The organism is Roseateles sp. GW821-FHT09G03 (genome assembly GCF_059416045.1).
Map to the genome: position 1 here is coordinate 1 of NZ_JBWKOK010000006.1, position 20,375 is coordinate 20,375.

General features: G+C 68.0%; 21 protein-coding genes. 6 read left to right on the top strand and 15 right to left on the bottom strand.

Annotation, left to right across the window (positions count from 1 at the left end; all coding sequences use genetic code 11):
• Positions 1–151: 151 nt before the first annotated feature.
• Both AC07OZ_RS20845 and AC07OZ_RS20850 read right to left on the bottom strand, forming a co-directional pair.
• Complete coding sequence (locus AC07OZ_RS20845) at positions 152–1,090, bottom strand: MBL fold metallo-hydrolase (RefSeq protein ID WP_495468992.1); 939 nt, start codon at positions 1,088–1,090, stop codon at positions 152–154.
• A 30-nt stretch (positions 1,091–1,120) separates the two neighbouring features.
• On the bottom strand, positions 1,121–2,815 hold the full coding sequence (locus tag AC07OZ_RS20850; RefSeq protein ID WP_495468993.1) for a long-chain-fatty-acid--CoA ligase: 1,695 nt from the start codon (positions 2,813–2,815) through the stop codon (positions 1,121–1,123).
• A 224-nt stretch (positions 2,816–3,039) separates the two neighbouring features.
• Between AC07OZ_RS20850 and AC07OZ_RS20855 the strand changes: the two genes are divergently transcribed.
• Entirely contained in the window at positions 3,040–3,984 is a 945-nt protein-coding gene (locus AC07OZ_RS20855) for an esterase/lipase family protein (protein WP_495468994.1), read from the top strand.
• 12 nt (positions 3,985–3,996) lie between these two features.
• Here the strand turns inward: AC07OZ_RS20855 and hppD are convergent, their stop codons facing one another.
• A complete protein-coding gene (gene hppD / locus AC07OZ_RS20860) occupies positions 3,997–5,121 on the bottom strand; it encodes a 4-hydroxyphenylpyruvate dioxygenase (protein WP_495468995.1) in 1,125 nt (374 codons plus the stop codon).
• 137 nt (positions 5,122–5,258) lie between these two features.
• Between hppD and AC07OZ_RS20865 the strand changes: the two genes are divergently transcribed.
• Positions 5,259–5,741: an Lrp/AsnC family transcriptional regulator gene (locus tag AC07OZ_RS20865; RefSeq protein WP_495468996.1), complete on the top strand. Its 483-nt coding sequence runs from the start codon at positions 5,259–5,261 to the stop codon at positions 5,739–5,741.
• A 9-nt stretch (positions 5,742–5,750) separates the two neighbouring features.
• Here the strand turns inward: AC07OZ_RS20865 and AC07OZ_RS20870 are convergent, their stop codons facing one another.
• The 6 genes from AC07OZ_RS20870 to fusA all read right to left on the bottom strand — a co-directional run bounded on the left by AC07OZ_RS20870 (position 5,751) and on the right by fusA (position 11,057).
• Positions 5,751–6,362, bottom strand: coding sequence for a methyltransferase domain-containing protein (locus AC07OZ_RS20870; protein ID WP_495468997.1), 612 nt, complete (start codon positions 6,360–6,362; stop codon positions 5,751–5,753).
• A 57-nt stretch (positions 6,363–6,419) separates the two neighbouring features.
• Positions 6,420–7,349 carry an HDOD domain-containing protein gene (locus tag AC07OZ_RS20875; protein WP_495468998.1) on the bottom strand — a complete coding sequence of 310 codons (930 nt, stop codon included), beginning with the start codon at positions 7,347–7,349 and terminating at the stop codon, positions 6,420–6,422.
• 117 nt (positions 7,350–7,466) lie between these two features.
• Entirely contained in the window at positions 7,467–7,718 is a 252-nt protein-coding gene (locus tag AC07OZ_RS20880) for a hypothetical protein (RefSeq protein WP_495468999.1), read from the bottom strand.
• 66 nt (positions 7,719–7,784) lie between these two features.
• Positions 7,785–7,970, bottom strand: a complete 186-nt coding sequence (locus tag AC07OZ_RS20885; RefSeq protein WP_495469000.1) for a hypothetical protein — start codon at positions 7,968–7,970, stop codon at positions 7,785–7,787.
• A 258-nt stretch (positions 7,971–8,228) separates the two neighbouring features.
• Positions 8,229–8,828: a hypothetical protein gene (locus AC07OZ_RS20890; protein WP_495469001.1), complete on the bottom strand. Its 600-nt coding sequence runs from the start codon at positions 8,826–8,828 to the stop codon at positions 8,229–8,231.
• Between the two features lie 99 nt (positions 8,829–8,927).
• On the bottom strand, positions 8,928–11,057 hold the full coding sequence (gene fusA / locus AC07OZ_RS20895) for an elongation factor G (RefSeq protein WP_495469002.1): 2,130 nt from the start codon (positions 11,055–11,057) through the stop codon (positions 8,928–8,930).
• A 289-nt stretch (positions 11,058–11,346) separates the two neighbouring features.
• Between fusA and AC07OZ_RS20900 the strand changes: the two genes are divergently transcribed.
• Positions 11,347–12,516, top strand: coding sequence for a PQQ-dependent sugar dehydrogenase (locus AC07OZ_RS20900; RefSeq protein ID WP_495469003.1), 1,170 nt, complete (start codon positions 11,347–11,349; stop codon positions 12,514–12,516).
• Positions 12,517–12,570: 54 nt separating this feature from the next.
• Here AC07OZ_RS20900 and AC07OZ_RS20905 read toward each other — a convergent pair whose 3' ends face one another.
• The 3 genes from AC07OZ_RS20905 to AC07OZ_RS20915 all read right to left on the bottom strand — a co-directional run bounded on the left by AC07OZ_RS20905 (position 12,571) and on the right by AC07OZ_RS20915 (position 15,226).
• Positions 12,571–13,080 (bottom strand): GNAT family N-acetyltransferase, encoded by a 510-nt coding sequence (locus AC07OZ_RS20905; RefSeq protein ID WP_495469004.1) that lies wholly within the window; start codon positions 13,078–13,080, stop codon positions 12,571–12,573.
• Between the two features lie 18 nt (positions 13,081–13,098).
• Complete coding sequence (locus tag AC07OZ_RS20910) at positions 13,099–13,731, bottom strand: GNAT family N-acetyltransferase (RefSeq protein WP_495469005.1); 633 nt, start codon at positions 13,729–13,731, stop codon at positions 13,099–13,101.
• Between the two features lie 262 nt (positions 13,732–13,993).
• A complete protein-coding gene (locus AC07OZ_RS20915; RefSeq protein WP_495469006.1) occupies positions 13,994–15,226 on the bottom strand; it encodes a GGDEF domain-containing protein in 1,233 nt (410 codons plus the stop codon).
• 84 nt (positions 15,227–15,310) lie between these two features.
• On the opposite strand from AC07OZ_RS20915, the gene AC07OZ_RS20920 reads away from it, so the two are divergent.
• Positions 15,311–16,372 carry a lactonase family protein gene (locus AC07OZ_RS20920; protein ID WP_495469007.1) on the top strand — a complete coding sequence of 354 codons (1,062 nt, stop codon included), beginning with the start codon at positions 15,311–15,313 and terminating at the stop codon, positions 16,370–16,372.
• Positions 16,373–16,451: 79 nt separating this feature from the next.
• Here AC07OZ_RS20920 and ftrA read toward each other — a convergent pair whose 3' ends face one another.
• The gene (ftrA, locus tag AC07OZ_RS20925) at positions 16,452–17,399 is read right to left on the bottom strand and encodes a transcriptional regulator FtrA (protein ID WP_495469008.1); all 948 of its coding nucleotides are present in this window, start codon (positions 17,397–17,399) and stop codon (positions 16,452–16,454) included.
• 100 nt (positions 17,400–17,499) lie between these two features.
• Here ftrA and AC07OZ_RS20930 point away from each other — a divergent pair, with 100 nt between their 5' ends.
• Entirely contained in the window at positions 17,500–17,946 is a 447-nt protein-coding gene (locus AC07OZ_RS20930) for a rhodanese-like domain-containing protein (protein ID WP_495469009.1), read from the top strand.
• Here AC07OZ_RS20930 and AC07OZ_RS20935 read toward each other — a convergent pair.
• Positions 17,940–18,935: an AraC family transcriptional regulator gene (locus AC07OZ_RS20935; RefSeq protein ID WP_495469010.1), complete on the bottom strand. Its 996-nt coding sequence runs from the start codon at positions 18,933–18,935 to the stop codon at positions 17,940–17,942. The two genes, AC07OZ_RS20930 and AC07OZ_RS20935, sit on opposite strands and share 7 nt — an antisense overlap.
• Positions 18,936–19,051: 116 nt before the next feature.
• Here AC07OZ_RS20935 and AC07OZ_RS20940 point away from each other — a divergent pair, with 116 nt between their 5' ends.
• Positions 19,052–19,933, top strand: a complete 882-nt coding sequence (locus AC07OZ_RS20940) for an oxidoreductase (RefSeq protein WP_495469011.1) — start codon at positions 19,052–19,054, stop codon at positions 19,931–19,933.
• Positions 19,934–19,948: 15 nt separating this feature from the next.
• On the opposite strand, the gene AC07OZ_RS20945 is transcribed toward AC07OZ_RS20940, so the two are convergent.
• Entirely contained in the window at positions 19,949–20,374 is a 426-nt protein-coding gene (locus AC07OZ_RS20945; protein ID WP_495469391.1) for a CreA family protein, read from the bottom strand.
• Between the last annotated feature and the right edge of the window lies 1 nt (position 20,375).

Sequence of the window (20,375 nt, forward strand, 5' to 3'; positions counted from 1 at the left end):
CATCCCGAACAGGACCGTGAAACGACTCAGCGCCGATGATAGTGCGGATTCCCGTGTGAAAGTAGGTCATCGTCAGGCTAATACACCGCCAAACCCCTCGATCAGCAATGATCGAGGGGTTTTGTCTTTTCTGAATTGCTTGCGTTGCTATTCAAGTTTCGGGGACAGATACCGTCGTCGATTGCTGTCGCAGCGTACCGGCTCGCACAAGATCTTGTATCAGTTGCGTTGACCATTTTGAAAACGGTTCATTGGCGAAGAATTTTCGCCATGTGCTGACGAGAATAGGAACTCTCTGTAGCCACGTCATCAACTCCTCGATTGAGCACTGCCGGATCTCAAGCAAGTGAAATACGGTCAGGGCTTTGGCGGCATGCAAGGCATGCCGTCGAGGCTCGCGTCGGAAATACTGGAGCCGCTCACGTGCCGTGAGCAAGGCCGCCTCGACAGCGTGAAAAGGCGCACCGTGGCCTGGAATGACGAGTTTCGGCCGAAGGGCTTCGATGATGTCGAGCGTGGCCGCAACCTCGGCGAAGGCGTCGTCACCGTCCAACTCAGGGAAGATGATTCCAAACCCTCGTTCCCATAAGGCGTCGGCCGAGAGGAGCGTGCCGCTTTCGGGTTCGAAGAGAATCACTGAGTGGGGATCGTGGCCAGGTGCCGCATGGATCTGCCACTCGTGTCCAGCTTGTTGAAGCGCATGACCCGGCATCAGTTTGCCGCTTGGAGTGAAACGCTCGCACTGCTGTCCCGTAACCTGATAACTCAGGGCTGGTTCGTCCCAACGCTGTATGGCCGAGAAATCGCCCGGTGGTATCAGTATTGGACACTGATACAGCCGCGAGACGGCGAAATTGCCGCCGCAATGATCAGAGTGTAGGTGTGTATTGGCAATGAGACGAACCGTCTCTCCTGGCCGCAGCGCGGTGGCGACCAAGGCGAGTGTCTGCTCGGAATGAGATACATAGCCGGTATCGACCAGTACTGCTCCCTCCTCGGGAGTTGCGCCATGCAGCAGGATATTGTTGGATGACAGCCACCCTCGCTCCAGTACCGTGATATTTGCAGAAAGCGGAGGTGGCTGATTCATCTTCGCGGGAATACTGAGCTGGCGGGAGCGTTACTGGCGGAGCTCCCGCCGCAGGATCTTGCCGACGTTTGTCTTAGGCAATTCATCCCGGAATTCGATGTATTTGGGGCGTTTGTAGCCGGTCAACTGCTTGTGGCAGTAGGCGGACAGATCCTCTTCCGCGAGCGCCGAGTCCTTCTTGATGACGAAGAGTTTCACCGCCTCACCGGAATGCTGATCCGGCACGCCGACCGCGGCACATTCCAGCACTCCTGGATGCAGATTCACGACCTGCTCGATCTCGGTGGGATAGACGTTGAACCCGCTGACGAGGATCATGTCTTTCTTTCGATCGACGATGCGCGTAAAGCCTTCCGCGTCCATGACACCGATGTCGCCGGTCTTGAAGAATCCATCCGGGCCGATGGCCTGCGCGGTGTCTTCGGGCCGATTCCAATATCCGGCCATCACCTGAGGGCCTCGGATGCAGATCTCGCCGCGCTGGCCCAGAGGCACGTCATTTCCGTCATCGTCGCGGATGGCAATCTCTGTATTCGGAACCGGCAGCCCGATTGACCCGTTGAACTGGTCCAGATCCAGCCGGTTGACCGTCGCGACAGGCGACGTCTCCGACAGTCCGTAGCCTTCAACGACAGGACAGCCCGTAATGCGCGCCCATTTCTCGGCTGTCGCCTGTTGAACTGCCATGCCTCCGCCGTTGGAGATCACCAGTTCGCTGAAATCGAGCTTGGCGAAGGTGGGGTCGTTGGCCAATGCATTGAACAGCGTATTGACCGCGGGGAACATGTTCACGCGGTAGTTGCGCAGTGTGGCGATCAGGCCAGGAATGTCGCGCGGATTCGGGATCAGCAGGTTCATGATCCCCATTCGGGCACCCAGCATGTAGCAGGCCGTGAGCGCGAAGATGTGATACAGCGGTAGCGCACAGACGATGGTCAACGGCTTGTCGCCCAGCTTGCTGAGCATGGGCGCGAACCATGCTTCGCTCTGCAGGATGTTGGCCACGACGTTGCGATGCAGCAGCGTCGCTCCCTTGGACAGCCCTGTCGTCCCACCGGTGTATTGCAGGAAGGCTGGGTCCTCGGCACTGACTTGCACGGGCTTCAGTGACTGTCCCGCGCCCTCCTCGAGCGCCTTGTTGAAACGCGTGACGCTGCGCCCGTCCGTCAATGGCAGGCGGAACTCCGGCACCATCTTTTTGACATGGCGGACTGCGAAGTTGATCAGCGGCCCACGCCACCATCCGAGCATGTCACCCAGGCCGGTGAGGACCACGTGCTTCACCTGCGTCCGGTCGATGACCTCCGACAGGGTCTTGGCAAAGTTCTCCAGAACGATGATGGCTTCGGCGCCGGAGTCCTTCAGCTGATGCTCGAGTTCACGAGGCGTGTACAACGGATTGACGTTCACGACCACATAGCCTGCCCGCAGGATTGCGGCGATCGTCACCATGTATTGCAGGACGTTCGGCATCATGATGGCGACGCGGGCACCACGCGCCAGGCCTCGATGCTGCAGCCACGCGCCAAGCGCGGTCGAGAGTTCGTCGACCTGCGCGAAGGTCAGGCGCTGATCCATGCAGGCGGCCGCGTCGCGGCGCGCGTATTTGCGGAATGCCTCTTCAAGCAGGGCCACCAGCGAGGGATAGACATCGACGGGGATCTCAGCGGGGACGCCCGGCGGATAGTTCTTCAGCCAGGGCTTGTCGGTGTGCGTTGCGGTCATGTCTCCTCGTCGCGTTCTTGATATCGGGAAGGGGCGGGCCCCAGAGGAACTGCCGATGCTGGCGGCTGGCGCGGTCTCCTCGTAGCGGGGATGCCCTAGGCCGACCCGTCACGTGAGGGACAACGCCGGTGTTCCCACACGCGGCGCGCTCCGGCGCAGAATTTTCCGAAGTTCCGGTGCGTTCGAGCCCGCCTCTACACTCGACGCTTTGCCCGGGAGTCCGGATGAACGGCAGGCTGCAACGCCTCACCTCCTTGTTTCGCTGGGTCTTCGGACCGCTGCTGTCCCTGTGGGCGGGCGTCCACTGGACGCCATGGGTCGGCCTCGGCGTGCTGGCGTTGTTCGTGCTCGGTCCGCCGTTGACGATGCTGCCGCATTTCCTCGTCCTGCGCGTCGTGCCGCCGGCGCCGGGCATGCGGACCGCGCCGCTGGGCGATCTCCTGCAGGCCTGGTGGCGCGAAGTCGTCGTGGTGACCAAGGTGTTCAGTTGGCAGCAACCGTGGGCGGAACATCAGGAGCCCGATTTCATCCCCGAAGAGGCCCAGGCGCGCGGCCGGCGGGGCGTTGTGCTTCTGCATGGCTACAGCTGCAACCGCGGCCTGTGGAACGGATGGATGAAAGCGCTGCGCGAGCGGGGCATCCCCTTCATTGCGGTCACCCAAGAACCGGCATTCGGCTCGATTGACCGCTACGCGCCTCTGATCGACGCGGCCATGCGTACGCTGCAGGAGCGCACCGGTCAGGCGCCGCTGATCGTCGCCCATAGCATGGGGGGCCTGAGCGCCCGCGCCTGGTGGCGCAGCCAGGCACATGCCTTCGATCGCATCCATCGCATCCTGACGCTGGGTACCCCGCATCACGGCACGTTGCTGGCGAAGCTCGGCACGACCGAAAACGCCCGCCAGATGCGTGGCGATTCAGAATGGCTGAACCAGATGGCGCGTGAAGAGCCGGCGCAACTGGCCGGCCATTTCGATTGCCTCTACGGGCACTGCGATCAGATCGTGTTTCCGGCGGAGACGGCCATCCTGCCCGGCGCCCGCGTCCTGCACCTCCCGGCGCGGGGACATCTGCAGCTGGTGTTCGAGCCGCAAGCCTTCGAACGGGCGATGCAGTTGCTCGAAGAGCCCGCCGAGCCTGCGCTCGAGAGAGCGAGCCGGGCGGGCTGAGTCAGGCGAGGCTCAGGCGTCGGCCTTCAGCACACCGCGGCGGATCTGGTCGAGTTCGATGCTCTCGAACAGCGCCTTGAAGTTGCCTTCACCGAAGCCTTCATTGCCCTTGCGCTGGATGATCTCGAAGAAGATCGGACCGATCACTTCCTTGGTGAAGATCTGCAGCAGCAACTCGTGCGGCGCGCCCTGGTGCGCGGCGCCATCGATCAGGATCCGCAGGCGGCGCAGTTCGTCGAGGTTCTCGTTGTGCTCGGGCAGGCGCTTCGCGACGAGGTCGTAGTAGGTCTCGATCGTGTCCTGGAAGACGACGCCGGTTCCGCGCATGCCTTCGATGCTGGCGTAGATGTCATCGGTGCCCAGCGCCACGTGCTGGATGCCCTCGCCGTGGTACAGGTCCAGGTACTCCGCGATCTGGCTCTTGTCGTCGCTGCTCTCGTTGATCGGGATGCGGATCTTGCCGCAGGGGCTGGTCATCGCCTTGGACTTCAGGCCGGTCAGCTTGCCCTCGATGTCGAAGTAACGGACCTCGCGGAAGTTGAACAGGCGCTCGTAGAACTCGGCCCATTCCTTCATGCGGCCACGGAAGACGTTGTGGGTCAGGTGATCGATGTAGGTCAGGCCATGACCCTTCGGCGTCGACTGCACCGGCTTGCCTTCGGCGTCGAGCAGCGGGACGAAGTCGACGTCGTAGATGCTGATGTTGCCGATCTCGCCGGCGGCCGCGCCGTTCTTACCCTGCCAGCGGTCCACGAAGTAGATCAGCGAGTCGCCGATGCCCTTGATCGCCGGAATGTTCAGCTCCATCGGGCCGGCCTTGTTGTCGAAGCCCCAGGCGCCCAGTTCCAGCGCGCGGCGATAGGCGAAAGCGGCGTCCTTGACCCGGAACGCGATCGCGCAGATCGACGGGCCGTGCAGCCGCGCGAAGCGCTGCGCGAACGCGTCCTGCTCGGCGTTGATGATGAAGTTCACATCGCCCTGGCGATACAGCGTCACGTTCTTGTGACGGTGGCGGGCGACGGCGACGAAGCCCATCGAGGTGAACAGCGCACCGAGCGCGGCGGGATCGGGTGCCGCGAATTCGATGAACTCGAAGCCGTCGGTGCCCATCGGGTTGTCCCAGGGGGTGAATGCCATGTGTGTCTCCGAAGCCCGGTCAAGGGGATCTGGTCAGAAATGCGATGGCGTCACTGTAGAAGGTGGGGGGCGCAGGATTTCTGCGATCCGCATCGTCCTCATGGCGTGGGGCGCAGGAATCCTGCAAGAATCCCCGCATGGACAAGCAGATCGAGCTCGATGCGATCGACCGGCGCATCCTCCACGCCCTTCAGGCCGACGGGCGCATGACCTACGACGCGCTGGCGGCGCAGGTGAACCTGTCGTCGTCCGCAGTGCTGCGGCGGGTCCGGCGGCTGGAGGAAGGGGGCGTGATCACCGCCTACGTGGCACTGGTGAGCCCGGAACGTGTGGGATTGGGGCTCACGGCCTACATCAACGTCCGCCTCGAGAAGCACACCGAAAGCCACAAGCGCACGCCGATGGACCTGTTCCGCGCCGCGGTCCAGACCTGGCCCGAAGTGGTGGAGTGCGCCGCCCTGACGGGGGAGATGGACTACCTGCTGCGCGTCCTCGTCGAGGACATGAGCCATTACGCCCGCTTCATCAGCGACACCCTGCTGCGCCATCCCAGCGTGCAGGACTGCAAGACGAGCTTCGTCCTGGACCGCCTGAAAAACACGACGGCGCTGCCGGTCTGAACCGGTGCGTCAGCGGCGCTCCAGGACCACGGCCAGTTCGAACCATCCCCGTTCGTGGGGGCGTTGCACGTAGGGTGGTGCCGGCCACTTCCAAAGGGCGAGCGGGAACAGCGCGCGCACCGCGTTGATGTCGCAGTGATACGGCGGGCCGACGACCTGGCCGTGTTCGGACTCCTCACGCCGCGCCTGCATGAACAAAGCGAGCAGCCGCCCACCCGGCTTGAGCCAGCGCTGCAACTGCTCGGCGTAGGTCGTCCATTGATCGGGGTGCAGGGCGCAGAGACAGGTCTGCTCGTAGATGAGGTCGATTGGCTGGTCGGGACGCCAGGCCAGCACATCCGCCTGCTCGACCCGACCCGGCAGATGCTCGTCCTTGAGTCTGGTGCGGGCGATCTCGACAGCCGCCGGCGTGTAGTCGAGCCCGGTCACGTCGAGTCCCGCCTGGGCCAGGACGGCCAACTCGTGGCCTCGACCGCAGCCGGGCACCACGATGCGCTGGCCCTTGCCGAGCAGGCCTTCGCTCAACCAGGCCGCGAGTTGCGGATGCGGCCCGCCGCGGTCCCAGCCGGTCTGACCGGTTTCGAACCGTTCTTGCCAGAACGCTTGATCGGGGCCTGCCATGCTGTCTCCTCGCGGTGTTCGCGTCTTGTGAAGCGGACAGCGTAACGCCGCGCGAGGTCAGACGACGCCGTCGACCTCATGGACGAGTTTCAGCGTGTGGGCCGGAGACAGGCTCATCAGCTCACCGATCTCGATGAGGTCGTCCGGAACGGCTGGGTTCTCCCAGCTCTGCGCGGTATGCCGCGCCAGCCGTACCGCCAGCATCACGCTGCGGACCTGCGGGTCGTGGACCTTCTTGTCGTCGACGATGTGGGCAAGCAGCTCCGGCAGATGCCAGGTGCGCATCAACGCCTGTTCCAGGTCGCCGAGCTCGACGTTGAGCACCGCGCGCTGCGCCGCGACGCTGCGCAGCGCCGGATCGGCGTCCTGGCGGCGCTGGATCTCGAGCGCCAGATCGGGTGCCTCGCACCACAGCAGCATCTCGGAGAAATCGTGCAGCAATGCGGCGCTGTGGACGACGGCGGCGTCGGGATCAGCGCGGTGCGCGGCGAAGCCCAGCGCGAAGCGGGCCGCGCGTTCGGCGCGATGCAGCACACGCTGGATGCCGGCCAGCGCATCCGGCCGGTCCGCCAGCCGTTGCTCGACCGTCGGCTGTTCGCCGAAGGCCTTGAAGAAGGGGGTGATGCCCATCAGCACCAGCGCGGCTGTGACCGTCTCGGTGTCGGTCAGCAGCCGGCTGGAGCGCTGCGACGCGGCATGCGCCAGCAGCTTGAGCGTCATCAGCGGGTCCTTGCTCAGGAACTCGCCGAGGAGGTGCGCGTCGACCGCGTCCTCATTCGCGCGCCAGAGTTCCAGTTGCTCGGCCGTGCTGGCCAGCACCGGGATCTCCATGTCGCGAAAGCGGGCCGTCCACGCCGCCAGATCCGGCAAGGGCCGGGTCAGCGGCTGGAACGACGTCTGCGCCGCCGGAGCCGGGGTGGGAATCGGCGGATTCCCCGGCCCGTTCCCGGACGGGGCAGATGCATCGGGCGGAGCGCTCTGGGTCATGAAGCGGGGTCGACGCGTGGGCGGCGATGCACGGTGAATGTTGTTCATCGTATATCGGCTCGGCGCCCGCGAGCTTGATCCCCACCGCGGCCACGGCGACCGCGAGCCAGACCGGCATCACAGCCGTTGCACACCCGCGAGGGTGCCCTGCAGTTGGCCGTCGACGTAGATCCGGCCGGCGCCGTCGGCGTCGGCATGGAACTCCAGCCCTGCGGCCGGTGCTTCCCGACGCGCCGCCGGAGCGACGCGCCAGGCCCAGCTGATCAGGCGCCCGCCGGCGCTGAGCAGCAGGATCGCCAGCCAGCCCCGGAGGCTTTGCTGGCGGACCAGACCGTGCATGCGGCCTGGCATCAAGGTGATCTCTTGCATTTCTTGTCTCCCGGGGCGGCCTGCGCCGGACCGGGAAGACATCCCGTTCCGTCGGAGGCTACCCGTTCAAGGGCTGAAGTCGTCGTGCCGCTGAAGCGCGCGCTTCAGGGCCTGCTGTTCCTGCTGGCGGCGGCCGCCGGCGGTGGGGCCATGACGGCCTGCGGAACGGCCGTGGCTCAGGGCCACGAAGGGATTGCGCGGCTTGCGCGCGGTCATTGCGAGACGCGGACGGGGAGCGGTGAACTGGGCCATGGCAGCCTCCTGTGATGACAGACGAAAGGGGACGGAAAGGGGTCGGACAAACGTGAGCGCCTCGGTCCCGGGACGGCGCCTGACTGCGCGGCCGTTGCGGCGGGGGCTCAAAAGTTGCGCAGATGATAAACATCTGATTATCAAGCGCAAGTGCTTTTCATCAGACGTTGTCCCAGGGCGACGGGACGCGCGCAGGCTGACGCCCGCCGGAATGGCGAGCCGCGCGGGCAGGAGGTGGGGACGAGCGGGAGAAGCGCGTCAGCGCTTCTTGGACTTCAGCGGTGCGATGCTCCGCTGCAGCTTGTGCCAGTCGTCGATATCGGAGGGCGCGGGCGCGGCGGCCTTGGGGGCGGGCACCGGAGGCGCGTTCGGCGCGGGCGGGGTGAGCACCTCGCCCAGCAGGTCCAGCAGGCGCGTGCGAGCCCGCTGCGGGTGACGTCGGTAGTAGGTCAGCACCAGGCCGACGATGAAGCGCTCATCGTCGTCCTGCGGCAGGCTGGGGGAGGTCTCCGCCGCTGCGGGCCGGTGGGCACCTGATAAAGCCGTGTTGCCCTGCGAGGTACCGCCGACCGCGGGTGCGTCGGTGCCGAGCGGGCCGTGTTCCTGATCCATCCAGCCGTTGGGCTTGTGGGTCAGCTGTTCGAACTGGCGGGCCAGCCGTTCCCCGATCTGCCGCGACCGGCTCTTGATCTGGCTCCAGTAGCTGGGCTGGATCTGCAGGCGTTCGGCGAAACGGCGCTCCAGGCCGCGCAGGGCGGCGGCATCGGGGTGTTTGATCGTCGCGGAGACGAACTCGTCGAACAGGCGCATAGCGTTGTCCAGGCGGATCTGGGCGACGTCGCGGTGGGGGGAATACATCCCCCAATGATAAAGCTTCGTTCACAAACGCCCGGCCCCCACCCCGGGGCCCGCACCGTGCCCATCGGCGTGGTAGCGCTACGGCGAGGGATCCGGGGCCTACTCCTCCTCCTTCAGGTGGTAGCCGGCCGCCAGCTGGGCCTGCGTATTGGGGGGCACCGCCTCGTAGTGGGACAGCACCATCGTGTAGCGCCCCTGGCCGCTCGTCATGGCGTTGAGGCGGTTCTGGTAGGCGCTGAGCTCGGCCAACGGCGCCAGCCCGTCGACGCCGATCAGTCCCGGCACGCTGCTGCGCGTCCCGAGCACCTGGCCGCGTCGCGACGCCAGGTCCCCGGTGATGTCCCCGGTCGCGTTTTCCGGCGCGCTGATCTCGACCTGCACGATCGGCTCCAGCACCACGGGGCGCGCTTCGCGGACGGCCGCGATCAGCGCCCGCTTGCCCGCCGTGATGAAGGCGATCTCCTTGGAGTCCACCGAATGGTGCTTCCCGTCGAAGACGGTCACCCGCAGGTCGACGACCGGATACCCGGCCACGACGCCCTGCGCCAGCGCCTGCCGCACGCCCTTCTCGACCGCCGGCATGAACTGGCCGGGGATGGTGCCGCCCTTGACCTCGTCGCGGAACTCGAAGCCCGCGCCGCGCTCCAGCGGCTCGATGCGCAGCCAGACCTCGCCGAACTGCCCGGCGCCGCCGGTCTGTTTCTTGTGGCGGTAATGGCCCTCGGCCTTCGCCGAGATCGTCTCGCGGTACGCGATCCGCGGCGGCTGGGTCTGGACGTCGAACTTGTAGGTCTCCTTGAGCCGGTCGAGCAGCACCCGCAGGTGCAGCTCTCCCAGCCCGTAGACCAGCGTCTCCCCGCCCTGCGGGCCGAGGCCCTCCTCGTGGCCGCCACGCTCCAGGCGCAGGCACGGGTCTTCCTCGACCAGACGCGCGAGCACCTCCCACAGCCGCTGCTCGTCGCCGTGCCGGCTGGGCCGGATCGCCACGCCGTGCACGGGCGTCGGCAGCGCGATCGGCGCGAGGTGCAGATGCTCGTCCTCCTGCGCGTCGTGCAGCACCGCGTCGTAGTGCAGCTCCTCGATCTTGGCCAGCGCGCACAGGTCGCCGGGCAGCGCCTGCTCGATCTCGACGTGCTCCTTGCCCTGCAGCATGAACAGATGCGCGACCCGCACCGTCTTGCGCGCGTGGCCGACGAACAGCTGGGCGTTCTTCTTCAGCGTGCCCTGGTGGACGCGCAGCATCGCGAGCTTCCCGAGGTAGGGATCCGACTGGATCTTGAAGACATGCGCGACGACGTGCTGCGCCGGGTCCATCGCGACGATCAGCGGCTCCGCCTCGTCGCCCTCGCGCCGCATGAACTGCGGCGGGTTGGCTTCGTAGGGGTTGGGCAGCAGTTTCTCGATGACGTCGAGCAGCTCCGCGATGCCCGCGCCGGTGCGCGCGGACACGAAGCACACGGGGATCAGGTGCCCCTCGCGGAAGGCCTGTTCCAACGGGGCATGCAGCTCGGTGGCGGGCACGTCGCCGTCGTTGAGGTAGCGGTCGACGAAGTCGGGATCGACCTCGACGACCTGCTCGACGAGCGCGCGATGGGCCGCCTCGACCGAGCCGAAGTCGCTCTCGCCGCTGCAACCGAAGAAGCAGTCCTGCACCCGCGCGCCGCCTGCGGCGGGCAGGTTCAGCGGCAGGCATTCGCGGCCGAAGGCTTCCCGGAGTCGGCCGAGCAGCGCCTGCGCGTCGACGCCCGGCGCATCGATCTTGTTGACGATGATCAGCCGCGTGAGGTCGCGGCCGGCGGCCGCGTCCATCATCCGCTGGACCATCAGCTCGAGGCCGTTCTGCGCGTTGATGACGACGGCGACCGTTTCGACCGCCTCGAGCGCCGGCAGCGCCTGCCCGATGAAATCGGGCGCGCCGGGCGTGTCGAGCAGGTGGATGCGCAGGCCTTCATGCGTGATGTGCATCTGCGAGGCCTGCAGCGAGTGCAGCATCCGCTTCTCGAGCGGATCGTGGTCGCTGACGGTGCTGCCTTTCTCGATGCTGCCGGCGGTCTTGATGGCACCGGCTTTCAGCAGCAGGGCCTCGGCCAGCGTGGTCTTGCCGGCGCCGGCCGGCCCTGTCAGCGCGAGGGTGCGGATCGCCGCGATGCCGGGATGCTGCGGCACCGCGACGCCGCCTGGGCTGCCGGCGGGGGGGCCTTCCGTGTCGGGGGAGGGGGTGGGGGACATGGCTCGTTCCTCTCAGGCAAGAGTTGGACGTGGGTCTGGAGCCGGACTGCGGTCAGGGTAGAGGAAGCGCGGGGCCTGCACAAGCAGGGGCATGCGGCCGGCGCCGGGGCCCCGACCGGGGCGCGCATGGCGATTGCCCGTGCCGCGGGAGGGCACGGCGGGGCCGATTGCATCCGCTTGCAACTCCGTCGCAGGGCCGGCCTAGACTGGTCGACTTCACGGCGTCGTGACGCCGTCGCGGGCTGCCGGACTTCTGGCGGCCCCCTCGATCAGCACAAGGAGAACGGGCATGAGCGTGGCGGAATGGATGTCGACGTTGGCGGTCGCACTGGCGGCGACGGCGTGTGGCGGAGGTGGCGGCAGCGGCGACGACACGGCCACGCCGACCCAGCCCGGCGGCGGTGCCGCGGCGCCGTCCATGCAGACGCTGAACAGCACGCTCGATCGTCCCTGGGGCCTCGTGCAGCTGCCGGACGGCCGGCTGCTGGTGACGCAGAAGGGCGGCTCGATCGTGCGCCTGTCCGCGGCCGGCAAGACCGAGGCGACGATCACCGGCGTGCCCAAGGTGCTGGACAGCGGGCAGGGCGGATTGCTCGGCGTCGCGATCGACCCGGACTTCGCGACGGCCGGCAGCAACTGGGTCTACTTCTCCTACTCGGAGGCGGGTACCGGCGCCGAGTCCGGCAAGGCCGGCACCACGGTCGCGCGCGGCCGGCTCGAGGGCGACGCGCTGACCGGCGTGCAGGTGATCTTCCGCCAGTCACCGAAGGTCGACGGCTCGGGACACTTCGGCTCGCGGCTGGTCTTCGCGCGCGACAAGACGCTCTACATCACGACCGGCGAGCGCATGAAGGGCAGCCCGTCGCAGGACCTGCAGCAGACGCTGGGCAAGGTGATCCGCGTGAACCGCGACGGCAGCATCCCGACGGACAACCCGGCCTTCGCCGCAGGCGCGAAGCCGGGCATCTGGAGCTACGGCCACCGCAATATCCAGGGGGCCGCGCTGCATCCGCAGACCGGCGACCTGTGGATCACCGAGCACGGCCCCCAAGGTGGCGACGAAGTCAACATCGCGCGCGCCGGCCAGAACTACGGCTGGCCCATCAAGAGCTACGGCTGCGAATACGGCTCGCCGGTCGGCGACGCCTGCCGCATCGGCGGCGGCACCCATGCACCGACCTACGTCGAGCCGCTGACGACCTGGACGCCGATCTCGATCGCGCCGGCGGGGCTGGTCTTCTACACGGGCAGCATGTTCCCGGAGTGGCGCGGGCAACTGGTCTCGGGCTCGCTGGCCGGCACGGCGCTGTGGCGCCTCACGCTGAACGGCGACACGGTGACCGGCAAGGAGAAGATGTTCGGGGATCTCGGCGAACGCTTCCGCGACGTGATCCAGGCGCGCGACGGCGCGCTGCTGACGGTGACGGACGGCGGCAAGCTGATGCGCCTGTCGCGATGACGGGACGAGGGCCCGGACCCCGGACGCGTGGCGCTTCGGGATGCCGATGAGCGCTCAATCCAGCCGCTTCCAGTACAGCGCGGTCGCCTGAAGCTCGCCCTGCGGGTTGGCGGCGAAGAACGGGATCTCGCCGGTGCGCTGGAAGCCTTGCGACTGGTAGAAGCTTTCCGCGGCCGACTGCGCTTCGGTGTCGAGCGTGAGCAGCGTGAGCCCCGCGTCGCGCGCGGTCCGTTCCAGCACGGCCATCAACTGGACGGCAATGCCGCGCCGCCGCGCGTCGCGATGGACCATCAGCTTCATCACGTCCGCGCGATGGCGCTGGTTGGGCTTGCCGCAGATCGACAGCTGCACCGTGCCGAGCGCCCGGTCGCCCTCCCGCACGATCCACAGCCGATGGCGCGGACCGAGCTGCTCGAACACGCCGTCCCAGTACTCGCGCATCTGCGCCTCGTCGACATCCTCGAGAAATCCCAGCGAGCCGCCGCCGTCGACGACGTCGAAGAACAGCTCACCGAGCGCCGGCATCCAGTCGCGGTCGGTGCCGCGCAGTTCGATCAGGTCCATCACGAGATCGTATGGCCGTCAGACCAGATGCGGCAGACGCTTGTAGTAGAGCGCGGCCGCCTGCAGCTGGCCCTCGGCGCCATGGCAGTGATCCGGGATCTGGCCGGCGCGCTGCCAGCCCAAATGCGCGAACACCGCTTCCGCCTGCGAGTCCGCGCAGGTCTCGAGCTGCAGCAGGAAGCGCCCCTGCGTCGCCGCCGCGCACTCCAGGCGCGACATCAACTGTCCGGCCACGCCGCGGGTGCGCTCCTGGCTGTGCACCATCAGCCTTTGGACTTCCCCACGGTGGTGCGCATTGGCCAGCGGGCACAGCGACAGCTGGACCGCGCCCAGCAGACGGCCGGGACCTTCCGATTCGCAGGCGATCCACAGCATGTGGTGCTGGCCCAGCCGGGCGAAGACCCCGTGCCAGTAGTCCAGCGCCTGGTAACGCGACAGCGGGGCCAGGAAGCCCAGCGTCGCGCCAAGATGCACGTTGTCGATCAGCAGGGTCGTCAGCGCGGGGAGCCACTGCAGGTCGCGGGAGGTCAGCTTGACGATCTCCATCGGCGCGCGCTGCAGGTGCTGCGACGCGGCGGCATCGCTGGCCAGCGGGTTGAGGGCGCGAGGGGCTCGGGCGTGAACGGCCGTGGGGCTGAGGGCGACATGCATGGGCAGAACTCCAGGTCTCGATACAACGACGTCCCGGCCGATCTCGTGGATCGCGGAGGGACCTGGAAAACCCTGACGCAAACGTCATGCCAGTTGATCGACGGCACATGTCGACTGGGCGATTGCCGCGCGACGGTCACGCGGAGAGGGCGAGTGGCGTGAATCGCGTCACATCTCGACGCGTGCGAGGCGATGGCCGGTGGCCGGCAAGGCGGTGTCCGTGCCGAGGCCGCGGCTCTGCGGCCCCGCGGATGCGGGGGGCTCAAGCCGGAACGGCCACGCTGAGCTCGGCCTCGAGCCCCGGTTCGGCGCACAGACGCCCCTTTCCCTGGCGCTTGGCGGCATAGAGCGCCGCCTCGGCGCGGTGCAGCAGGTCCTCGATGTTGCGGTCGCCGTTGCGCAGCTTGGCCCAGCCGGCGGAGTAGCCCAGCGTGAAACCGAGCTCGCGCGGCGCGAGCTCCAGCAGCGCGTCGCGCTGCCGGCGGTCGAGCGCGGGCGGCCCGACCAGATCGGAGCGCGCCATCAGCACCGCGAAGCGCTGGCCGTCGATGCGCGCGACGACGTCGCCGAGGCGCTTCTGCTCGTCCAGGCAACGGCCGAACAGCGCGATGGCCTGGTCGCCCTTGGCCTCGCCGTGCGTGGTGTTGATCGCCTTGCAGCCGTCGACGTCCATGACGATCAGCATCAGCGGCTCGCTGTAGCGGCGGGCCATCGAGATCATGTCCACCGACCGCTGCTGGAAGGCGCGGCGGTTGGCCAGCCCGGTGGTCGCGTCGATCTGGGTGAGGCGGCGCAGTTCGGCCTCGCTCTCGCCGCGCCAGGCCACGAGGATCGCGATCGCGGCCGCCAGCACGCAGACGTTGGCGACGACGGCGAAGAGCATGTTGAGCGGATGCGGCGCGTCGAAGCTGGGCAGGTGGGCCGTGTCGAAGCCGGCCAGGTAGGCGCGCGCCAGGTTGAGCACGGCCAGCAGGCCGAGGCTGACGGTGAACAGCAGCCGCCAGCGCAGGTTGCCGACCGGGCCGCGCTTGATCGGCTGCATCAGGCTGGCGCCGAGCGCGAGCATCTGCAGCCCGATGCAGCCGTTGGACCACGCCAGGCGCAGCGCGTAGTTGTCCCAGCCGGCGCCATAACCGACCATGACCAGCACCGGCATGCCGTACTGGAAGAGGCGGCCGAGCCGGCCCGGCAACCACCGGTCGGCGGCCATCCACAGCAGCGTGACGCTGAGGCTCAGCAACCCGAGCGCGACGATCGCCGTCGGGCGCATGCCGTCGGGCGGCAGCAGCAGCAGCGCCCAGCCGGCGGCCTGCGCGGCTGCGCTGAGCTGGGCGCGACGGGCGGCGATGCTGTCGCACCAGCCGAGCAGCAGCGGCAGCAGCAGCGCCAGCGCCAGGGACTGGATCAGCATCAGGCTGAACAGCGTCGGGACGTCGAAACGCATACGCGCGGCGCCCGCCGGCGAGGCGGGCGTGAACTGGTCATGACGAGGCATTGTGGCCGTGTCGGCGCCCGTCCGGGTTGGGGCTTGCGCGGGAGGGGCGCCGGACGGTCTCCCGACACGTAAAGTCGCAGCCCGATGAGCCACCCGACGCCCCCGATCTCCTCCGGCCCGCCCGAAAGCCAGCCGTTCGCCTACGCGGGCGGCTATGCGCCGCAATGCGCCGGCATCCATGCGCTGGTGCGCGATGCCGACGGTCGCATCCATGCGCGCCTCGCGGCGGCGCTGCCGGGCAGCCCGACGTGGCTGCATCTCGCCGATGGCGGGCGACGCCTGCATGCCCTGCTGGAGGACGGTCACGAGTTGGCGACCTTCGACGTCGATGCGAGGGAGGGCGCGTTGACGCTGCTGGCTCGACAGGCGACTGGCGGCAAGCTGCCGGTGCATCTGGCTGTCGACGATTCGACGCGCCAGGCATGGATCGCGCATTACGGCGACGGCACGCTGCGTCGCGCGGCGATCGGCGCGGATGGCGCCCTCCAGGCGCCCGAGCGGATCCTCGAGCCGCGCCTCGGTGCAGACCCCGCGGCGGAGGCGCATGCGCACATGGTCCGACGACACCCGCGATGGCCATTGATGCTGGCCAGCGACCTCGGGCGCGATCTGCTGCGGGTGTGGCGACTCGACGGTGTCGCGGTGGACCCTGTCGAGATCGACGGCCTGATGCTGCCGACGGGCTCAGGCCCGCGACATTTCGTCTTTCATCCGAGGGACGACGGTCAGCTCTATCTGCTCAATGAGCAGGCGAACGCGCTCGACTGGCTGGGCCTGGACGAGGCGGGTCGCCTGACGCATCGGCTGCGGCTCAGCAGCTTGCCCGCAGGATTCGAAGGTTTGAGCTACGCCTCGGACCTGCTCGTCGCGCCGGACGGCCGTCGACTGTTCGCGCTCAACCGCTTGCACGACGCGATCGCCGTCTTCGACCTCGACGAGCAGGGTCGCCCGTCATGGCGGGGCGAAACCTGGGCGCAAGGGAGCTACCCGCGCAGCGCGACGTTCAGCCCGGACGGACGGGAACTGTGGGTCTGCCTGCAGCGCAGTCATCAGGTCTGCGTGTTCCGGATCGACGGCGAGGCGCTGCCGCGCTTCGACGGTCGCTTCATCGCGATGCCGGGCGCGGCGTGCATCGTGTTCCGTTGAACGTTCCGCCTTCGCCCGATGGCCCGACGGGCCGCTTGTTTGGCTGCTCGGCTGCTCGACCGTGCGATCGTCCAGTCGTTCAGCCGAACTGCCGCCGGTACCGTGACGGTGCCGGCAGCCCCATCAACCGGAAGTGCCGCCGCATCGACTCCGGCGACCCGAGACCGGCCAGGTCCGCCACCGCCTCGACATCGAGCGTCCCGCGGGTCTCGAGCAGCTCCTTCGCGATGGCGACGCGCTCGCGGGTCAGCCATTCGAGCGGCGCGAGGCCGGTGGTGTCCTTGAAGCGTCGCTGCAGCGTGCGTGCGCTCATCGCGGCGCGGCGAGCCATCGACGCGACGGTGTGCGCCTCGCGCGGATGCGCGCGCAGCCAGTCCTGCAGCACGGCGATGGGACTCGATTCGTCAGCGGGCATCGGCCTCGGCACGAACTGCGCCTGACCGCCCTCGCGGTGCGGCGACATCACCAGCCGCTGCGCCACCGCGTTGGCGACGCGCGGACCGTGATCGCGGCGGACGAGGTGCATCAGCATGTCGAGGCCCGCCGCCGATCCCGCCGAAGTGATCAGCTGCCCCTCGTCGACATAGAGCGCCGACGGATCGACGTCGATCAACGGGAACTCCTGCGCGAGCCGCTCGGCGTAGCGCCAGTGCGTGGTCGCGCGCTTCCCGTCGAGCAGTCCCGCATGCGCGAGCACGAAGACGCCGGAGCAGATCGTGCAGAGCCGCGCGCCGCGCGCGTGGGCGGCGCGTACGGCCTTGAGCAGCGCCTCGGGCGGACGTTCGGCGGCATCGCGCCATCCGGGGATGACGATGGTGTCGGCGCGTCGCAGCATCGCCAGCGTGTGCGGCGCCTCGACGCGCACGCCGCCGGTGCCGCGCAGCGGACCGGGCTCTGCGGCGCAGATCGCGTGCCGGTACCAGGCGACGCCGAGCTCCGGACGTTCGAGCGCGAAGAGCTCGACCGCGCAGCCGAACTCGAACATGCAGAGCCGGTCATAGGCCAGGATCGCGACAAGATGAGGCATGGCGCGATCTTACCGATCAACGGCATTCCGGCCACTCGTCTGAACGAGCGGGCTTCGCGACACTGACTGCCATCGACCCACTCCGCTGAAGGACTCTCCGATGAGCTCGAACATCTCCGCCATCCCCGCCGCTCCGAGCGCCCAGGCGCTCGCGCACTTCGAGCAGGCGTTCGCCTTCGAGACCGACTGCTGGGACGTGCACGACGCGTTCACGCGCGGCGTCGAGGATTTCGTGCTGCTCGACGTGCGCAGCCACGAGCTGTACGCCCGCGGTCACGTCCCCGGCGCCGTGAGCCTGCCGCACGGCAAGATCACCGAGGGCAAGATGGCCGCGTACCCGATGGACACGCTGTTCGTCGTCTACTGCGCCGGTCCGCATTGCAACGGCGCGCACCGCGGCGCGATCCGGCTCGCGAAGCTCGGACGGCCGGTGAAGCTGATGATCGGCGGCTTGACGGGCTGGATCGACGAGGGGTTCGAGGTCGCGCGTGCCGCGACGCCTGCGACGCCCTCCGCGTCCGCAGGAGCAGAACATTCCGCTCAATGAGACGACACGAACGTCTCGTCCTCCTGCTCCGGGATGGCGAACGAGGCCTTCAACCTTGCCACCTCGGCCTGGGGCGTCTGGCCGAAGAGCCGGCGGAACTCGCGACTGAACTGTGAGGCGCTCGCATAACCCACGCGGTCCGCGGCCGCGGCGGCCGTCATGCCCTTCTGCAGCATCAGCAGCCGCGCCCGGTGCAGGCGCGTCGACTTCAGGTACTGCATCGGCGTGGTCTGCGTGACCGCCTTGAAGTGCGCGTGGAAGGCGGCGGGCCCCAGGCCCGCCTCGCGCGCCAGCCGCGAGACGTCGAGGCGCTCCGCATAGTCCGCGTGGATGCGCTTGAGCGCCAACGCGATGCGCCCCAGGTGCCCACGCTCGCCGAGCACGCTCCGCAGCGTCGCGCCCTGCGCGCCGCTGAGGATGCGGAAGTACAACTCCCGCAGCAGCGCGGGACCGAGCACCGCCGTCTCGACGGGATCCGCCATCGCTTCCAGGAAGCGCAGCAAGGTCGCCTCGATCCGATCATCCATCGGAGAGGCCTCGAGTCCGAGCGGCTCGATCGCTTCAAGCGCCCCGTCGGGGCGGAGCGCCGTCTCGCTGTTCCGGCGCGCTTCCGTGCCGCCGTCGCGGGCGTCGGCGCTTTGGTCGATCGCCAGGGCGACCTCCGCGGCCAGCAGCGGGTCGAGTCGCAGGTAGGCGGCCAGCAGCGGCGCTTCCGCGCTCGCATCCGTCTCCATCGTGAACGGCACCGGCACGGCGACCACGAGGTAGTGGCTGGCGTCGTAGACGATCGTCCGGTTGCCGATGAAGCCGCGCTTGCGGCCCTGGCAGACGAAGACGATGCCCGGCTCGTAGAGCACGGGCGTGCGGGCCAGCGGACGGTCGCTGCGCAGCCATCGCACCGAGTCGATGGGGCTCACGGTGTAGCCCTCGGTCGGCGCGAGCTGGAGCAGCAGGTCGCGGATCTGGCGCTGGCGGGTGGCGTCGGGCATGGGAGGGGGATTCTCGTTCGCTCGCGGTCCGTCTCATGCTCCGGTGGAGGAATAGGCAAGACCGGTGGGCGCGCAGGTCTGCCCAGGCGGCCCGCCGATTCCTAGTATTCCCCACCATGAACACGACCCCTACACGTCCCTCGCAATCGTCGGAACGATCCGGCAAGACTTTCCTCATCACCGGTGTCAGCAGCGGTTTCGGGCGCGCGATCGCGCAACGCGCCCTGGCGGATGGCCACGTCGTCGTCGGCACGGTGCGCAACGCGGAAGCCGCGCATGACTTCGAGCAGCTCTGCCCGGGCCGGGCCCACGCGCGGCTGCACGACGTGACGGCGCTGGCGCTCGCGGAGTCACTGGTGGCGGCCATCGAGGCCGAACTGGGGCCGATCGACGTCCTCATCAACAACGCCGGCTACGGCCACGAGGGCATCCTGGAGGAGAGCCCGATCGAGGACCTGCTCCAGCAGTTCCAGGTCAACGTCTTCGGTGCGGTCGCGATGATGAAGGCGGTGCTGCCGTTCATGCGGAGCCGGCGCGCGGGTCGCATCTTCAACACGACCTCGATGGGTGGCTTCATCACGATGCCCGGCATCACTTACTACTGCGGCAGCAAGTTCGCGCTGGAGGGCATCTCGGAAGCGCTGGGCAAGGAGGTCGCCGCACTGGGCATCACCGTCACGGCGATTGCGCCAGGGTCCTTCAGGACCGATTGGGCGGGACGGTCGATGGTGCGCTCCGAGCGCAGCATCGCCGACTACGACGCGACCTTCGATCCGATCCGCGCGCGGCGGCAGGCCGTGAGCGGCCGGCAGCTGGGCGATCCGGCGCTGGCGGCGGGCGTGATCGTGGACCTCGCCGTCGGCGCGGCGCAGCCGCCCGCGCATCTGCTGTTGGGCAGCGATGCGCTCGGGCTGGTGCAACAGAAACTGGCGGCTATGAGTGAGTCGATCGAGGCTTGGCGGGCGGTCAGCGTCAGCACGGACGCGCCCTTGGACTGACGTCGATGGCGTGGATCACTTCAACGGAATCGCCGTCCCTCGATCCACCGGCACGGCCGTCACGCTGTTCTGCGGCGAACCCTCGATCACACGATCCGAGTAGGTCAGGTAGACCAGCGTGTTGCGTTTCGCGTCGACCATGCGGACCACGCGCAGGCGCTTGAACACCAGCGAGGAACGTTCCGAGAACACCTCCTCCTGCTTGGGCAGCGGCTTGGGGAAGCTGATCGGTCCGACCGCGCGGCAGGCGATCGATGCTTCCGACTTGTCCTCGGCCAGGCCGAGGCCGCCCTTGATGCCGCCGGTCCTCGCGCGTGAGACGTAGCAGGTCACGCCGTTCACGCCCGGGTCGTCGTACGCGTCGACGACGATCTTGTGGTTCGGGCCGATGAACTTGAACACCGTGCTCACGTCGCCGATCTCTTCGGCGTTGGCGGCCATG

Bases quoted from the DNA above. Each gene is read 5' to 3' on its own strand.
- AC07OZ_RS20845 (WP_495468992.1), bottom strand. From the start codon at position 1,090: ATGAATCAGCCACCTCCGCTTTCTGCAAATATCACGGTACTGGAGCGA.
- AC07OZ_RS20850 (WP_495468993.1), bottom strand. From the start codon at position 2,815: ATGACCGCAACGCACACCGACAAGCCCTGGCTGAAGAACTATCCGCCG.
- AC07OZ_RS20855 (WP_495468994.1), top strand. From the start codon at position 3,040: ATGAACGGCAGGCTGCAACGCCTCACCTCCTTGTTTCGCTGGGTCTTC.
- hppD (WP_495468995.1), bottom strand. From the start codon at position 5,121: ATGGCATTCACCCCCTGGGACAACCCGATGGGCACCGACGGCTTCGAG.
- AC07OZ_RS20865 (WP_495468996.1), top strand. From the start codon at position 5,259: ATGGACAAGCAGATCGAGCTCGATGCGATCGACCGGCGCATCCTCCAC.
- AC07OZ_RS20870 (WP_495468997.1), bottom strand. From the start codon at position 6,362: ATGGCAGGCCCCGATCAAGCGTTCTGGCAAGAACGGTTCGAAACCGGT.
- AC07OZ_RS20875 (WP_495468998.1), bottom strand. From the start codon at position 7,349: ATGACCCAGAGCGCTCCGCCCGATGCATCTGCCCCGTCCGGGAACGGG.
- AC07OZ_RS20880 (WP_495468999.1), bottom strand. From the start codon at position 7,718: ATGCAAGAGATCACCTTGATGCCAGGCCGCATGCACGGTCTGGTCCGC.
- AC07OZ_RS20885 (WP_495469000.1), bottom strand. From the start codon at position 7,970: ATGGCCCAGTTCACCGCTCCCCGTCCGCGTCTCGCAATGACCGCGCGC.
- AC07OZ_RS20890 (WP_495469001.1), bottom strand. From the start codon at position 8,828: ATGTATTCCCCCCACCGCGACGTCGCCCAGATCCGCCTGGACAACGCT.
- fusA (WP_495469002.1), bottom strand. From the start codon at position 11,057: ATGTCCCCCACCCCCTCCCCCGACACGGAAGGCCCCCCCGCCGGCAGC.
- AC07OZ_RS20900 (WP_495469003.1), top strand. From the start codon at position 11,347: ATGAGCGTGGCGGAATGGATGTCGACGTTGGCGGTCGCACTGGCGGCG.
- AC07OZ_RS20905 (WP_495469004.1), bottom strand. From the start codon at position 13,080: ATGGACCTGATCGAACTGCGCGGCACCGACCGCGACTGGATGCCGGCG.
- AC07OZ_RS20910 (WP_495469005.1), bottom strand. From the start codon at position 13,731: ATGCATGTCGCCCTCAGCCCCACGGCCGTTCACGCCCGAGCCCCTCGC.
- AC07OZ_RS20915 (WP_495469006.1), bottom strand. From the start codon at position 15,226: ATGCCTCGTCATGACCAGTTCACGCCCGCCTCGCCGGCGGGCGCCGCG.
- AC07OZ_RS20920 (WP_495469007.1), top strand. From the start codon at position 15,311: ATGAGCCACCCGACGCCCCCGATCTCCTCCGGCCCGCCCGAAAGCCAG.
- ftrA (WP_495469008.1), bottom strand. From the start codon at position 17,399: ATGCCTCATCTTGTCGCGATCCTGGCCTATGACCGGCTCTGCATGTTC.
- AC07OZ_RS20930 (WP_495469009.1), top strand. From the start codon at position 17,500: ATGAGCTCGAACATCTCCGCCATCCCCGCCGCTCCGAGCGCCCAGGCG.
- AC07OZ_RS20935 (WP_495469010.1), bottom strand. From the start codon at position 18,935: ATGCCCGACGCCACCCGCCAGCGCCAGATCCGCGACCTGCTGCTCCAG.
- AC07OZ_RS20940 (WP_495469011.1), top strand. From the start codon at position 19,052: ATGAACACGACCCCTACACGTCCCTCGCAATCGTCGGAACGATCCGGC.
- AC07OZ_RS20945 (WP_495469391.1), bottom strand. From the start codon at position 20,374: ATGGCCGCCAACGCCGAAGAGATCGGCGACGTGAGCACGGTGTTCAAG.